The sequence below is a fragment of the Acinetobacter sp. S-1 genome (assembly GCF_059579785.1).
Window position 1 is genome coordinate 1,528,835 of the sequence record NZ_CM184207.1, and the last position, 15,243, is coordinate 1,544,077.

Genomic DNA, 15,243 nt, shown 5'->3' on the forward strand with positions numbered 1-15,243 from the left:
TACCTTAACACAATTCAAATAGACCTGTATTGACTAGAATGACATTGTAGATAGCATTCAGGTCAAGACATCCAAAGATGAAGTCAAGTATGATTTGGAGTAACTCTAATGAACGACTGCTTTCATATTGTTGCTATTCATCTCATAACATAATGAAGCCTGTCGTAGAAAATTCATTTCTTTGAGAGATAATAATCATGACTGATCAATACCAAGCATTTACACAATCTCCTATTGGTAAATTCGTTGTTAAAAATCTGGGTTTACCATCGCCAGTTGTATTAGAGCGTTTTGAAAGTGCTCAGCCAGTAGTGAATGGTGCAGTATTGGTTGGCGCAGCGCCGTCAAGTATTTTGTCTGGTGAAATTGCACAAGTACTTAGCAATGTTCATGCTGACAGCTATGTAGGCAATAATGTTGCATTACAACAAGAAGCTGCAAAAGTTGGTTTAAATTTACGTCCATTCAATGCAGGCGATAAAGAATCAAAATTCAAAGCAGTTGTATTTGATGCATCTGGTATTCAAAACTCAGAACAGTTAAATGAACTTTATAAATTCTTTAACCCGATTGCACGTCAAGTTGCGACTTCTGGTCGAGTGATTGTGATTGGTACAACTCCTGAAACTGCAAAAACTGTAAAACAAGCAATCGCTCAGCGTGCACTTGAAGGCTTTATCAAATCTGTAGGTAAAGAATTTAAAAAGGGTATTACTGCTCAAGTTGTCTATGTTGATGAAGGTGCTGCTGCAAACCTTGAATCAACATTACGTTTCTTACTTTCTCCACGTTCAGCTTATGTATCTGGTCAAGTGATTCGTGTATCTAAAGCAGATGTGGTTGATGTTGATTGGGCAAAACCACTTGCTGGAAAAACTGCATTAGTAACTGGTGCAAGCCGTGGTATTGGTGAGGCAATTGCACATGTATTGGCTCGAGACGGCGCGCATGTTATTTGTTTAGACGTACCACAACAACAAGCTGACCTTGACCGTGTAGCAGCTGACATAGGCGGTTCTACATTGGCAATTGACATTACAGCTGCTGATGCGGGCGAAAAAATTAAAGCTGCTGCGGCAAAACAAGGCGGTTTAGATATTATCGTTCATAACGCAGGTATTACACGTGACAAAACTTTGGCAAACATGAAGCCGGAGCTTTGGGACTTAGTAATTAACATTAACTTGTCTGCTGCTGAACGTGTAAATGACTACTTGTTAGAAAACGATGGTCTAAATGTAAATGGCCGAATTGTTTGTGTATCATCAATTAGCGGTATTGCGGGTAACCTTGGTCAAACCAACTATGCTGCGTCGAAAGCAGGTGTAATTGGTCTAGTGAAATTTACTGCGCCTATCTTAAAAAATGGTATTACCATTAACGCAGTAGCACCTGGCTTTATCGAAACTCAAATGACTGCTGCGATTCCATTTGCAATTCGTGAAGCTGGTCGCCGTATGAACTCAATGCAACAAGGTGGTTTACCTGTTGATGTAGCAGAAACGATTGCATGGTTTGCATCAACTGCTTCTACAGGCGTAAACGGCAACGTTGTACGAGTGTGTGGTCAAAGCTTGTTGGGCGCTTAAGCACTTTTAGCTAAATAGGGGTGCTTGTGCATCCCTTTTTTATTCAAGAATCTATAAATTATAAAAGGTTAGGTATGAATACTCGTCATTTTAGCCAGCTACCAAAAGCGGCATTGGCTTATCCAAAAGTAGTGCAAGGTTTAATTTTTAAAAAGCCGAAAGGTCCAAAAATATTACCGCAAGTTGAATATGTGGTAGATACTTTAGAAATTGATCAGAACCACCTCAAAGCTTATAACGAAGTATGTGGCTTTCAAAATAATGGCTTTGTACCAGCAATTTATTTAGCGGTGCTTTCTCAAAGTTTGCAAATGCACATGATGACGGCAGAAGCCTTTCCATTTCCAATTTTAGGTTTAGTCCATATTCGTAACCAGATTAAACAGACCAGACCAATTGCTGTGACTGAAAAATTAACTTTGTCATGTAAATTTGGGGAACTAAAACCGCATGATAAAGGTGTTCAGTTCGACTTTATTACCACGGCAAAAGTTGGCAATGAAGTGGTGATGGAAGGCTTAACGACTTATTTATCTCGCCAAAAAGTTGAGAAAAGAGTAGGTGAGAAAGCCAAAGAAGAACAAGCACCAGCTTATGTTCCAAAGGCAGAGTGGAATATTTTAGAAAACACAGGTCGCCGTTATGCGAAAGTGTCAGGTGATTTTAACTTAATTCACATTCATGCCATTACTGCAAAAGCATTTGGCTTTAAGCAAGCCATTGCACATGGTATGTGGAGCAAAGCTAAAGCATTAGCAAACCTTGAATTACCAAATGCTTATGAAGCAGATGTATGGTTTAAGCTGCCAATGTTCTTACCGTCAAAAGTTGAGTTTTTAACTGCCAATACAGATAAAAAGACTGATTTCTTAATTCGTAATGCGAAATCCCAAAAACCGCATGTTGCAGGAACAGTAAAAGCATTATAAAAATATCAGCAGCCTGAACAGAGGTTTGGGCTGCTTTTGAGCAAAATAACAAAAAATGCAAGGAACTTCATGTGATTAAAGAAATTTTACTGGCCGATACCCATAACTATCACGGTATTTTAGATGAACGTTTTATTGATTTAGCTCACCAGTTTAGCCGTCTTCAAGATGCTAGAACAGGACAAGGGGGAGCTGCTTTAGCGGTTTATTTTAGAGGTCAGAAAGTTGTAGATATCTACACCGGTCTAAAATCACAAACCGAAGCTTGGCAACCTGACACATTGGCAGTCTGCTATTCTACAGGTAAGGGCATACTTGCAACTTTAGCGCATATTTTAGTAAGTGAATGTTTTTTAGAATACGACAAACCGATTGCGAATTATTGGCCTGAGTTTGCTCAAAATGGAAAAGAGCAAATGACATTGCGTCATGTGCTAAGTCATCAAAGCGGTATGTTTGATGTTCGAAATATCATCGAAAGTGCGAGGGAAATGCTCGACTGGTCACATATGTTAGATGTGGTCGCGGCGACTAAGCCAAGATTCCTCGCAGGAGAGGGTAATGCTTATCAAGCTTTAACATTTGGTTGGCTTGTGGGTGGTGTGCTTGAAAAAGCAACTGGTCAATCTTTAGATCAACTCATGCGCAATTATCTTGTTGAACCGTTACAGTTAGATGGGGCATATTTTGGAACGCCTGAAAATGAGTTGGATTGTGTAGCACGTTTAATTATTCAACCAAAACCAGAAAAACCAGCGTCTACTCAAGTTGAAAAACCTAAAAAGCCACAGACGCGCAAGAGTTCACTCTCTGAAAAAATGATTACTTGGACTGGACAAGACCCTCAAGACTTTCAAGATGCCATGATTCCAAAAGGAATGAAACATCTTAGTTTCTTTAGTGACGAGGGATTGCAAGCAGTCATTCCGGCAGCAAACGGCACATTTACTGCAAATAGTCTTGCTAAAATTTATGCGATGCTAGCAAATCAAGGTGAATGGGATGGACAGCAAATTATTCGCCCAGAAGTATTTAAAGAGCTCAGCACCATCCAAAGTTATGCACGTGATCGTGTTATGCCAATTCCGATGAATTGGCGTTTAGGCTATCACCGTATTATTACCATGGGTAAACGAGCTAAAAATGGATTTGGGCATATTGGCTACAATGGTTCAGGTGCATGGTGCGATCCTGAGCGTGACCTCAGCTTTGCTTATACTCATAACTTCCAGATTGGTTCAATCACAGGCGATTATCGTTTGTGGGGACTGACTCAAGAAGCCTTACGTTGCACCGACCAAATTTTAAAAGGTCGTAAAGGCTGGTTCTAATTTTAGTATTTTAAAGCTGGCATTCTAATCAATGCCAGCTTCTATATTTATAATAATTCTAGGCGAATAATCGCTTCGGTATGGCGCTTGAAGTCTTCTTCAGCTAAACCATGTAAACCAAGTTTATAAATCCCTTCTAAGCCGCAAACAAAGGCAATGAGCCGCCATGCAATGTCTGTGGAATTTGATCTGTTTTTAAATTCACCTTCTTTTTGGCCACACTCAATCGCTTGCACAATTGTTTGATGCCAACTTTGCATAGCAAGGTTATAAGCCTTTTGTATTTCAATATCTTGCTCAATCAAGAGTTCAGCTTCATTCCATAAACGTAAGTAGGGCTGAAGCCTGTCGATATTTTCTGCACCTAATAAGATGAAGAGTCTTTGAAATTGGCTGGTTGTTTGGAGAGTTTGTTCAATTTCATCGAGCTGTTCCATCAGCTTTAAAAAAGCTTCAGCTTTTAAGTGAGATGCCGAAGAAAAGTGGTGGTGAACTTGTCCGGTAGAGGTTTGTGCTTCTGTTGCGATTCTACGTACCGTCATGGCAGTAAAACCTTCAGCCAAAGCAACTTGCATGGCAGCTTGTAGAATCATTTCTCTGCGTTGATCGCGATTAAGATAGGCCATGTTTTTTCACCTGACTGAATTCGACACAAATTACATTAAAACTAAAAGTTGGACAAGTGTCCAATTGTGTATATAATAACCATGATTTGAACACATGTCCAAGTTTTGGATATTGAAGAGCGTTATGCAAAAAAAATGGTTAATCCTGACAATTATCGTCCTTATATATTTACCAGTTACGATTGATGCAACGGTGATGCATGTTGCAACACCATCGTTAAGTGCAGCATTGAATTTAACTGCCAATCAGCTTTTATGGGTCATTGATATTTATTCACTGATTATGGCGGGTTTGATTTTGCCGATGGGTGCACTTGGCGATCGTATTGGCTTTAAAAAATTATTATTTATTGGAACTGCAGTTTTTGGTGTGGGTTCGTTAGCTGCGGCTTTTTCTCCAACTGCCTATGCCTTAATTGCTTCTCGTGCTGTCTTAGGGCTAGGGGCAGCTATGCTTATTCCTGCCACTTTATCAGGCATCCGTAATGCTTTTACCGAAGAAAAGCAGAGAAATTTTGCACTTGGTCTTTGGTCTACAGTGGGTGGTGGTGGAGCAGCTTTTGGTCCATTAGTCGGTGGTTTTGTACTAGAACACTTCCATTGGGGTGCTGTATTTCTTATCAATATCCCGATTATTTTAGTGGTTCTGGTCATGATTGTGATGATTATCCCTAAACAACAAGAGAAGACTGATCAGCCAATTAATTTAGGGCAAGCTTTAATTTTGGTTGTAGCCATTTTAAGCCTGATCTATTCAATCAAATCGGCTATGTACAGCTTTTCGGTACTTACAGTCGTGATGTTTGTAATTGGTATAAGTACTTTAATCCACTTCATTCGAAGCCAAAAAAGAGCTACGACGCCAATGATTGATCTGGAATTGTTTAAACATCCAGTGATTTCTACCAGCATTGTCATGGCTGTTGTTTCCATGATTGCTTTGGTTGGTTTTGAATTACTCTTGTCTCAAGAGTTGCAGTTTGTACATGGTTTTTCTCCATTACAGGCAGCCATGTTTATTATTCCATTCATGATTGCGATTAGTTTAGGTGGTCCATTAGCTGGAATTTGCTTGAATAAGTGGGGACTTAGGCTTGTATCTACTGTTGGTATTTTAATAAGTGGATTTAGTCTATGGGGACTTGCCCAGCTTAACTTTTCAACCGACCACTTTTTAGCATGGACGTGTATGGTCTTTTTAGGCTTTAGCATTGAGATTGCCTTACTTGCTTCAACTGCTGCGATTATGTCATCTGTACCTCCGCAAAAGGCGAGTGCAGCAGGTGCCATTGAAGGGATGGCTTACGAGCTTGGGGCTGGTTTGGGCGTTGCTATATTTGGGTTAATGTTATCTTGGTTTTATAGTCGTTCAATTATTTTGCCAGAACAGCTCCCAACGGACTTAATTGAAAAAGCGAGTATCTCGATTGGAGAAACCATGCAATTAGCGTCTAACCTTGAAAATCCTTTGGGAGGACAATTAATTGCAGTTGCGCAACAAGCTTTTAGCTATGCCCATAGTTGGGTGCTTACCATCTCAGCTATTTGCTTCTTCCTTTTAACTGCATTTGTCTGGCTGAGCTTTCCAAAGAAAGTAAATTAAAACTAAAGGATAAAAAGAGAGACTACCTTTCTTTTTATCCTTAAATTTCTTTTTAATATTTTCTACATATTAAAAATTGGTTATTTAATTCTCATAAATAAACTATTCTTTAAAAGGGTTCATATTTTTATTTCAAAATGATTCATTATTCATGTATTTGAAATTTAATGAAAAATTAATTGTTGTGAAATTGACTGCGTAAAAATGGTTTGCTAACCTGCTATTCGAAAAATCTAAAAACAAATAAAAGAGGCTGCTGTGAATTTTAAATTAAAAACATCACTCATTATTGGAGCAATTGTTGCGTCTTCACTTGTATATGCTGCAACTGTACTTTCACCAAATCAGAATAATAATAGTGGGTCAATTCCATCCGGTTATTCAGATTTAGAATTTAATCTAGCAAATGGGAATTGGGTCAAAAACCTCACTTTACCCACAAGCGCTAATAATTTGGACAAAATTACAATTCGTTCTAGTGCTGCCTATAGTAGTTATTTAGATACTTCTAATACCAATATTCCGTTAGAGGTTTTAAAGATAAATAGTGGTGATGTTTACCAATTCATCTTTAATAGTAGTCAAAATAAATGGATTGCTCAGTTAGCGACAGTGAGTCCTACCAATGGCGCGACCTATGAAGTCGTTCCATTAACAACTGCATCTATGCAAAAAGTACTTATTCAAAATGAAAAATGGGCACAAACCGTTGCATTACCGAGTGATGTACGTGATGGAACAACCGTACAAGTTGTTTCTACAGCAAGTGCAAGTTCGGACATTGATAAAACAAATTTACTATTCCCGAGCAGTTTTACATTAAAAAATGGCTCTGAATATTGGTTCAAATATTATTCTGCTTTAGGAAAATGGGTTCCAGAGTATATAAAACCTCAGAAGTTAAATGTTCAGCAAATTGGAACGTCATTAGCGACAGTTAATAGTCCACTTACCGAAGTTTCATTTGGAGATGGAAACTGGGTTTCCAATTTCACTTTGCCTACCACTGCAAGTGATCGGGATAGAATTATTATCAAGTCTACTGCAACTTGGTCTGCAAAAATTAATAATACCAATATTAATAGCCAAGCGACTTTAACGCTTAAAACAGGCGATCAATATGAGTTTATGTATGTAAGCGACAAAGGATATTGGCAGTTGACCTCTTCACCTACAAAGGTGATTGATTCAGCCGCAACAATCCCTGCAACTTTACCGAATATGACTCAGCCTACTTTAAAGGTAAAACTTTCTACCTCAAATTGGCAGCCAACCTTACAACTACCTGCTAAAGCTCAAGTCGGCGATAAAGTTGTTATTGTGTCAAATGCATCGGCAGACACCTATATTAATGCCGCTAATGGCTTGTCTACTGCAATTAAAAATGGTGAAAATCGCCGTTTTATTTACACCGCTCAAGGCTGGACAGTAGATAGTTATACAATTGATATGTTGTTGGTTTCTAGCCCAGAGGTAAACTCAATTTTAGGAGAGAGCGCTGCAAAACTTAGAATGATTGAAGGCGTAAATTTAACAAATTTAACCTCTGAAAATTCAAATGCACGTTTTTACTTAAGAGATGTGGGTTATTTAACCTATAAAATTCCTGCTGCTACTCTAAAAGAAGCAATCTCTACTGGACGAGATGACACCACGGTACAAAATGAGCGTAAACGTGTATTGGCAGACGGTGTTTATTATCAAGGTAATGAACCGGGTGACGGTGGTTGTGGTTGGGCTTGGATTAATGCTTCTGCATATAACATGATTGGCGCAAATGATATTGCAGGTTGTTCTTTCGCTGCTATGCGTCATGAAGTTGGGCATAATCTTGGCCTATACCATAATGGCTCAACCAATATTGGTTCAGGCTTTGCTCATCCTTTAGGAAGTACTGCAATGGGTGGTAATAATATTAATTTTTATTCGAGTCCCTATCTATATAACCCTAAATATGGCGTACGTTTAGGTGTAGAAGGAAAAATTGATGCGGTCAGTGTCATTAATCTGAATGCACAGAAAATTTCTCTATATAATTAATCTCTATTTCTAGCTGTAAATAATGAAGAAAAATAAATTGTTAATAGGAACTGCTATCGCTTGCGTGGCGTTAGCAGTTTTAATCTGGTTTGCCTTTTCACAGCAAAGCTCTTCTGCTTTAACGTCGTCTTCAGAAAATGGACAAGGGACTGGGCAAAAAATGGCAGAGAATCAGAATGAATTTGCTCGTCAAAATATACTGAATTTGAGTCCGTCCGAAAAAGAAAGATTGTCTCAGCAACAGATTGTTTTTAATGAAATAGAAAAGGATCAACTGCCTTCTAATGTTAATTTTCCACTAATTAAAAATGCAAAAGGTATGGTCATTAAATATGATCCAAATGTGATTGAGCTTAAAAAAGTAGGTGACACTGTTAAGTTCCAAATGTTGGAATATGGCATTAATCGCACGGGTAAAATTGTAGAGATCGAACCTGTTGACCAAGATATTGTTCGGTGGACCGGTAAATTTGATCAGGGCGATCCGAATCAGAATTTCTTTACCATTACTCAAAGTCAAAAAGACCATTATACAATCATGCAGATTTTTACCGAGAAGGGAAATTATTCGGCTGAAATTAAGGATGGTGTGGGGCTAGTGCAAACGATGGATGAGAGTGTAACTGATCAAGAGCTTCATCATGATCATCCTTAGACAAATAAACGGTTCTGGTAGAGAAAAGAAGTCAGTTCGCAGTTTATCTGTACGGATATGAGCTTTATGCGTTCACACTCTTTTAAAAACAAAGTATGCTTATGCCTGTAACAAGGAGCATACATGTATCAAGTACTTGCTAGAAAATACCGTCCACGTAATTTCAATGAGTTAGTGGGGCAAAACCACGTTTCTCGTGCATTAAGCAGTGCATTGGAACGCGGTCGTCTTCACCATGCTTATTTATTTACAGGAACGCGTGGTGTAGGTAAAACTACAATCGCACGTATTTTAGCCAAGTGTTTGAACTGTGAAACGGGTGTGACTTCTACGCCATGTGAAGTCTGTGCAACCTGTAAAGCAGTAAACGAAGGGCGTTTTATTGACCTAATTGAAATCGATGCTGCTTCAAGAACCAAAGTAGAAGATACACGTGAACTTTTAGACAACGTTCCTTATGCGCCAACGCAAGGACGTTTTAAGGTTTACCTGATTGACGAAGTACATATGCTATCAACGCATTCTTTTAATGCGTTATTAAAAACACTAGAAGAACCACCAGAACACGTTAAGTTTCTGTTTGCAACGACTGACCCACAAAAGCTACCGATTACAGTTATTTCACGTTGTTTGCAATTTACTCTACGACCCTTAGCTGTCGATGAAATTACCAAGCACCTTGGCGCTATTCTTGAAAAAGAACAGATTACTGCTGACCAAGATGCAATTTGGCAAATTGCTGAATCTGCTCAAGGTTCACTGCGTGATGCATTATCTTTAACTGACCAAGCCATTGCTTATGGTCAAGGTTCTGTACATCATCAGGATGTTAAAGAAATGCTTGGTTTAATCGACCGTACGATCATTTATGATTTGATTTTGGCGATTCATCAAAATCAACGTGAGAAAGTTAGTCAGCTTTTATTGCAATTTAGACATCAAGCGTTAGACGTTTCACTTGTGCTTGATCAGTTGATTTCGACATTGCATGAATTGGCAATTTTGCAATATCTACCTGATTTGAGTTTGAAATATAGCGATGAAATCAATCGCAAAATCATGCAATTGTCTAAGTTGATTTCTGCTCAAGATTTACAGCTTTATTACCAAATCGCATGTAAAGGACGTTCAGACTTGCAACTTGCCGTGACGCAAGAGCAAGGTTTTGAAATGTGCGTTTTACGCTTGTTGGCATTCCGTCCTTTAGCGCCTAATGAAATTTTAGTATCAGAGTCTGTTCAACAAAATGAACAAGCAGAAGTAGGTCTAAATTCACAAGCTCAGCCAACAGTCCAAGAGATTACTCCAGTAAATACGGTTCAACCTGTTGAAGTTATTAACCAGCCCGCTATGGTTGAACCTGAACCTGAACCTGAACCTGAACCTGAACCTGAACCTGAACCTGAACCTGAACCTGAACCTGAACCTGAACCTGAACCTGAACCTGAACCTGAACCTGAACCTCAGTCTAATCAGGATTTAATGGTATTTGACCCAAATCATCATGAGTTGATTGGGCTTGATTCAGCAGTTGTTCAAGAGACTGTTAGTGTTCTAGAGGAAGATTTCATTCCTGTACCAGAACAAAAGTTAGTACAAGTGCAGGCAGAAACACAAACTAAAAATATTGAACCTGAACCAGCTTTCACTGCTGAACCTATGGGTTTATTTGAAACGCCTAGCGCTGAATTTTCGCTGGGCCAAGATACGCCTAATCTTGCTTCTGAACCTGTTATTGAGCCGCAATCATTGGTGCAAGCTGAAGTTGTTGAAACAGTTGCAGTTGTAAAAGAGCCTAGTGCAACTGATCACGGTCAGTTGATGCCTCAAGATATCTTGAAGCTTTCTCCTCAAGTTTTGGAAGGTGAGTGGACACTCGAAAAGTGGGAATATTGGTTTAGAAATAGTCAGCTTTCTCCAGCCGTTCAAGAACTTGCTCAACATGGTGTGATGACTGGTGAAATTGGTGGCAATACTATTTTCCATATTCCTCAAGAATATGAAAATATGCTGACCCAATTGCAGCAAGGCCTTATTGATGCATTAAATGAGCAATGGCCGAATACTCAGTTTACAGTTGAATATGGTGCTTTGAATACATCTACCCCTTATACCATTCAAAGTGCGCGTAAAGAAAAAGCCTTTCATAGAGCAGCTGAGCTATTACAGCAACAGCCAGTGATTAAGAGTCTCATAGAAACTTTTGATGGCGAACTACAAAATATTCAATTAAAGCCTTAAATTCATCTGATTTTTGATCTGGTGCAGAATATGAAAATAATAGACTTTTCATATTTTTCACTGGATTGAAATATCTGGGTCATGTCACTGTCATTATACTTTTCTATGTTAGCCATTTTAGATTTTAAATGGACTATATATCGTCATGAAAAGGCAATGCACTGGAATAAATAATTTTAAATATTCATATTTTTTATTAATCGGCGCGATTCTGCTGAGTGGTTGTAACGACTCGGCAAATGATAATTCAAATACACCAGATACAGGTAAAAAGCCTGTAATGCGCTGTGCACCATAAACTTAAATAATAAAAAGAACCTGATCATGATTACACGTCGTAAATTTTTAAATTACTCTTTAAATATGGGTTTTGGTGCTGCGGCATTGGCAACTTTCCCATCTAGTATTCAAAAAGCTTTAGCAATTCCTGCAAATAATAAAACTGGAACCATTCAGGATGTCGAACACGTTATTATTTTAATGCAGGAAAACCGATCTTTTGACCATTACTTCGGAACACTAAAAGGCGTCCGAGGGTTTGCCGATCGTTTTACGATTCCTTTGCCAAGTGGCCGCCGTGTTTGGGAGCAGCTTAGAAGTAATGGGCAAGTTTTAACGCCTTTTCACTTAGATGGTACAGCCAATAATGCACAGCGTGCAGATGGTACGCCACATACTTGGAACGACAGTCAGCTGGCTTGGGACAATGGGCGCATGGCGAACTGGCCAACTCATAAAACTGATATCTCAATGGGTTATTTTAAAGAAAAAGAAATTCCATATCAGTTTGCGCTTGCGAATGCTTTTACGATTTGTGATGCCTACCATTGCTCTATGCACACTGGAACAGATGCAAACCGTTCTTATCATTTAACGGGTACAAATGGTGCAACACCGACCAAGCGTTCATTTGTAAACAATGAGTGGGACTGGATTGATGGTAACCCGGCGACGGCAGACCGTGGTTATACATGGAAAACTTATGCCGAACGCTTAGAAGAAGCAGGGGTAAGTTGGATTTGTTATCAAAATATGCCAGATGAATGGGGCGATAATATGTTGGGTGCATTTCGTTCGTTTAGAAAGGCCAACATTGCATCTGGCTATCCTGTTTCAAGTGGCGGCGAACCGAATAAGCCATATGCTGATACGGGTCAAAAACTACCTTATAAAGCCTATGATGCTGCGACCGATAATGCCAAAAATCCACTTTATAAGGGCATTGCAAATACGCTACCGGGCAATAAACCAGAAGAATATCTGGATGCTTTTAAACGCGACATTCGGGAAGGTAAATTACCTCAAGTCTCTTGGATTAACGCGCCATCGATTTATTGCGAACATCCAGACCCTTCAAGCCCAGTTCAAGGAGCTTGGTTTATTCAAGAAATTATTGATGCATTAACTGCTGTACCAGAGGTGTGGAGTAAAACTGCGCTACTTATCAACTTTGATGAAAATGATGGTTACTTTGACCATATGCCATCGCCATCAGCGCCATCTCGACTTAAAAATGGTCAGTATGCTGGCAAATCGACATTAAGTAGTGCCGATATGCAGGACGAATACTTTGACCATGCCGCGCCTGAAGGAAGCCATTCACAGCCAACACCTGATGGACGAGTTTATGGACCAGGCCCTCGTGTTCCGTTATATGTGATTTCCCCATGGAGTCGTGGTGGTTGGGTGAACTCGCAAGTGTTTGACCATACCTCTGTGCTCATGTTCTTAGAAAAACGTTTTGGTGTAAAAGAGCCGAATATCAGTGCGTATCGCCGTGCAGTGTGTGGTGATTTGACCAGTGCATTTAACTTTAAAACACCAAATGCAGATGTTTTACCGCAGCTGAATGGTAAACAAACACGTGTGCAAGCAGATGAGTTAAGAGAAAATCAAGAAGCTTTACCAGCTGTGCCTGTACCCACGGATACGAAGTTACCGATTCAGCAAAGTGGTATACGTCTTTCACGTGCGTTACCTTACGAGCTACACACCAGCGCACGCTGTAATACTGATGGCAAAGTGCAATTGATTTTCTCTAATACGGGTACGCAAGCAGCGGTTTTCCATGTTTATGACAAGCTCAATTTAGACCGTATTCCAAAGCGTTATATTGTCGAGCCGAATAAGACTCTAGATGATGTATGGGACGCTTTAAAAGATAATTTAGGTCGTTATGACCTATGGGTACTTGGTCCAAATGGCTATCATCGTCATTTCAAAGGGGATACTCAACGTATTGTTGATAGTGGCGTTAAACCTGAAATTCGAGTGTGCTATGACATTGCCAATGGTGATGTTTATGTCGAACTTATGAATGATGGTACTAAGGATGCGATATTGACGGTAAAACCGTGTGCATATCGACAAGATGCGCCGTTACAACTTACCGTAAAAGCGGGACAGGTTGTTAAGCAGCATTGGGCTTTGGCCGATGTAGGGCATTGGTATGATTTTGAAATCACCATTCAGAGTGATCCATATTATTACCGACGTTTTGCTGGTCGAGTCGAAACGGGTGAAGATTCCTTTAGTGACCCTGCAATGATGTAAGCTAAAATGAGGCAAAAAGAGCTGTGTATTTTCTTTTTGCCTCATTTTTTATAATAAGAAATTCTCTAAAATCTCACGAACTGTCTCTGAAATTGGCACAGTCTTACGCGTTTCGCGATCAACAAAAACATGCACAAAATGTCCTTGAGCTGAGGCTTGGTCCTGACCTTGTTTAAAGATTGCCAATTCATAGCGCAATGAAGTCGTACCGATTTTGCCAATCGCAACACCTACTTGAATAATTTCTGGAAATGATAATTCCTGAAGAAAACTACAAGCTGAATCGACCACTAAGCCAATTGCTTTTGCTTCATGAATATCAAACCCTGTTTTTTGGATGAGCAAAGCATTGGCCGCTGTATCAAAGTAGCTATAGTAAGTCACATTATTCACATGACCATAAATATCGTTATCTGCCCAACGCGTTTGAATGTCTAAAAAGAACTTAAATTGATCACGGGTTTTTAAAACTGGTTTAGTCATCAATGAATCGCCTGATAAATTGCCAAAGCAGCGGCTTCTGTCATGTCACGTGGGTTATTTTGTAGTAAGCGGGTTTGCAACATGGCATCTTGAGCAAGTCGGGGTAAACTGGATTCATCAATACCCAAATCTCTAAGTTTTAAGGTCAAGCCACTACGGTCTAAGTGGTTCTGCATATGGTCAATAAATAAATCACACAAGCCATCAGTGCTGCCATTGCTGTATGGATCGAGCCATTGCATAAGCTCTGCATAGTATTTTTTTGCATTGGGCGCATTAAATTTTAATACTTCAACCAACACTAAGGCATTGGTATGCCCATGCGACAAATGAAAATGTCCACCCAGTGGATAAGCTAAAGCATGCACAGCAGCAACAGGCGAGTTTGCAAACGCTTGACCTGCGAGCATTGAACCGAACAGCATGTTTTGACGTGCTTCTAAATCATTACCATCTTTAAGAACTTTTGGTAAGTTATGATTTAACAACTTCAAAGCATGCTTGGCTAAAATATCCGTATAAATATTTTTTTTATGTTTAGAGGTATATGCCTCAATAGCATGTACCATCGCATCAATACCTGTTGCAGCGGTAATATGTGCTGGAAGGTTTTGAGTAAAAGTAGCATCAAGAATCGCAGTGTCTGCGTACAGTACTGGAGAGACAATCCCCATCTTTGTCGTCTCACCTGTAGTGACAATTGAGATTGGCGTTACTTCTGAGCCTGTACCGGCTGTAGTAGGAATCAAAATAAGCGGAAGACGAGCTGTAGTGACTTGGTTTACGCCGTACATCTCTTGCAAACTTTGGGTCTGATTAGGGTGGGCGAGTAAAGCAATAACTTTTGCAACATCTAGAGAACTACCACCACCAAAACCAATAATGGCATCAACATTTTGCTGTTTAGCGTAATTGGCTGCATCTAGTACTACTTGTTCAGGGGGATCAGCTTGCACATCGGCATAGATGACATATTCAATGTTGAGGTTATCTAAAATTTGCAGGATGGGATGGTGTAATTGATTTTTAACCATGCCTGCATCGGTGACTAGCAATAACTTACGGTAAGCATTTGACGACAAAACATTCTGTAATTCTTGTATAGAGCCTAAGCCAGAGATGATATTTGGAACAGTTTGAAATTGAAAATGGCTCATATACATTATTTCCTTATTTTTGAACATTATTGTTGA

At 39.4% G+C, this 15,243-nt stretch carries 12 protein-coding genes; 9 read left to right on the plus strand and 3 right to left on the minus strand.

Annotated elements, in window-relative coordinates; translation table 11 throughout:
- The first annotated feature begins 197 nt into the window (after positions 1 to 197).
- From AC52J8_RS07290 to AC52J8_RS07300, 3 genes are all read left to right on the plus strand, one after another.
- On the plus strand, positions 198 to 1,589 hold the full coding sequence (locus AC52J8_RS07290) for a 3-oxoacyl-ACP reductase (RefSeq protein WP_086399524.1): 1,392 nt from the start codon (positions 198 to 200) through the stop codon (positions 1,587 to 1,589).
- A 74-nt stretch (positions 1,590 to 1,663) separates the two neighbouring features.
- Positions 1,664 to 2,518 carry a MaoC family dehydratase gene (locus AC52J8_RS07295; protein ID WP_032038164.1) on the plus strand — a complete coding sequence of 285 codons (855 nt, stop codon included), beginning with the start codon at positions 1,664 to 1,666 and terminating at the stop codon, positions 2,516 to 2,518.
- Between the two features lie 71 nt (positions 2,519 to 2,589).
- Complete coding sequence (locus tag AC52J8_RS07300) at positions 2,590 to 3,849, plus strand: serine hydrolase domain-containing protein (RefSeq protein WP_086399523.1); 1,260 nt, start codon at positions 2,590 to 2,592, stop codon at positions 3,847 to 3,849.
- A 47-nt stretch (positions 3,850 to 3,896) separates the two neighbouring features.
- Here the strand turns inward: AC52J8_RS07300 and AC52J8_RS07305 are convergent, their stop codons facing one another.
- Complete coding sequence (locus AC52J8_RS07305) at positions 3,897 to 4,475, minus strand: TetR family transcriptional regulator (protein ID WP_068562767.1); 579 nt, start codon at positions 4,473 to 4,475, stop codon at positions 3,897 to 3,899.
- 124 nt (positions 4,476 to 4,599) lie between these two features.
- On the opposite strand from AC52J8_RS07305, the gene amvA reads away from it, so the two are divergent.
- The 6 genes from amvA (at position 4,600) to AC52J8_RS07335 (ending at position 13,567) form a co-directional block, all read left to right on the plus strand.
- Positions 4,600 to 6,078 (plus strand): multidrug efflux MFS transporter AmvA, encoded by a 1,479-nt coding sequence (amvA, locus tag AC52J8_RS07310; RefSeq protein ID WP_086399522.1) that lies wholly within the window; start codon positions 4,600 to 4,602, stop codon positions 6,076 to 6,078.
- Between the two features lie 258 nt (positions 6,079 to 6,336).
- Complete coding sequence (gene cpaA / locus AC52J8_RS07315) at positions 6,337 to 8,118, plus strand: metalloendopeptidase CpaA (protein WP_086399521.1); 1,782 nt, start codon at positions 6,337 to 6,339, stop codon at positions 8,116 to 8,118.
- Between the two features lie 22 nt (positions 8,119 to 8,140).
- A complete protein-coding gene (cpaB, locus tag AC52J8_RS07320; protein WP_086399520.1) occupies positions 8,141 to 8,773 on the plus strand; it encodes a metalloprotease secretion chaperone CpaB in 633 nt (210 codons plus the stop codon).
- Between the two features lie 123 nt (positions 8,774 to 8,896).
- Positions 8,897 to 11,014, plus strand: coding sequence for a DNA polymerase III subunit gamma/tau (locus tag AC52J8_RS07325; RefSeq protein ID WP_496538904.1), 2,118 nt, complete (start codon positions 8,897 to 8,899; stop codon positions 11,012 to 11,014).
- Positions 11,015 to 11,159: 145 nt separating this feature from the next.
- On the plus strand, positions 11,160 to 11,312 hold the full coding sequence (locus AC52J8_RS07330; protein ID WP_154678385.1) for a hypothetical protein: 153 nt from the start codon (positions 11,160 to 11,162) through the stop codon (positions 11,310 to 11,312).
- Between the two features lie 26 nt (positions 11,313 to 11,338).
- The gene (locus AC52J8_RS07335; RefSeq protein WP_086399518.1) at positions 11,339 to 13,567 is read left to right on the plus strand and encodes a phosphocholine-specific phospholipase C; all 2,229 of its coding nucleotides are present in this window, start codon (positions 11,339 to 11,341) and stop codon (positions 13,565 to 13,567) included.
- A gap of 48 nt (positions 13,568 to 13,615) precedes the next feature.
- Here the strand turns inward: AC52J8_RS07335 and AC52J8_RS07340 are convergent, their stop codons facing one another.
- Both AC52J8_RS07340 and AC52J8_RS07345 read right to left on the minus strand, forming a co-directional pair.
- Entirely contained in the window at positions 13,616 to 14,050 is a 435-nt protein-coding gene (locus AC52J8_RS07340; protein ID WP_086399517.1) for an acyl-CoA thioesterase, read from the minus strand.
- On the minus strand, positions 14,050 to 15,207 hold the full coding sequence (locus AC52J8_RS07345) for an iron-containing alcohol dehydrogenase (RefSeq protein WP_044102813.1): 1,158 nt from the start codon (positions 15,205 to 15,207) through the stop codon (positions 14,050 to 14,052). The genes AC52J8_RS07340 and AC52J8_RS07345 overlap by 1 nt, the downstream gene beginning before the upstream one ends.
- Between the last annotated feature and the right edge of the window lie 36 nt (positions 15,208 to 15,243).

What these genes read in the sequence shown, in the direction of transcription:
- AC52J8_RS07295 (WP_032038164.1), top strand. Translation starts at nt 1,664, where the DNA reads ATGAATACTCGTCATTTTAGCCAGCTACCAAAAGCGGCATTGGCTTAT.
- amvA (WP_086399522.1), top strand. Translation starts at nt 4,600, where the DNA reads ATGCAAAAAAAATGGTTAATCCTGACAATTATCGTCCTTATATATTTA.
- cpaB (WP_086399520.1), top strand. Translation starts at nt 8,141, where the DNA reads ATGAAGAAAAATAAATTGTTAATAGGAACTGCTATCGCTTGCGTGGCG.
- AC52J8_RS07335 (WP_086399518.1), top strand. Translation starts at nt 11,339, where the DNA reads ATGATTACACGTCGTAAATTTTTAAATTACTCTTTAAATATGGGTTTT.
- AC52J8_RS07290 (WP_086399524.1), top strand. Translation starts at nt 198, where the DNA reads ATGACTGATCAATACCAAGCATTTACACAATCTCCTATTGGTAAATTC.
- AC52J8_RS07305 (WP_068562767.1), bottom strand. Translation starts at nt 4,475, where the DNA reads ATGGCCTATCTTAATCGCGATCAACGCAGAGAAATGATTCTACAAGCT.
- AC52J8_RS07340 (WP_086399517.1), bottom strand. Translation starts at nt 14,050, where the DNA reads ATGACTAAACCAGTTTTAAAAACCCGTGATCAATTTAAGTTCTTTTTA.
- AC52J8_RS07330 (WP_154678385.1), top strand. Translation starts at nt 11,160, where the DNA reads ATGAAAAGGCAATGCACTGGAATAAATAATTTTAAATATTCATATTTT.
- AC52J8_RS07325 (WP_496538904.1), top strand. Translation starts at nt 8,897, where the DNA reads ATGTATCAAGTACTTGCTAGAAAATACCGTCCACGTAATTTCAATGAG.
- AC52J8_RS07345 (WP_044102813.1), bottom strand. Translation starts at nt 15,207, where the DNA reads ATGAGCCATTTTCAATTTCAAACTGTTCCAAATATCATCTCTGGCTTA.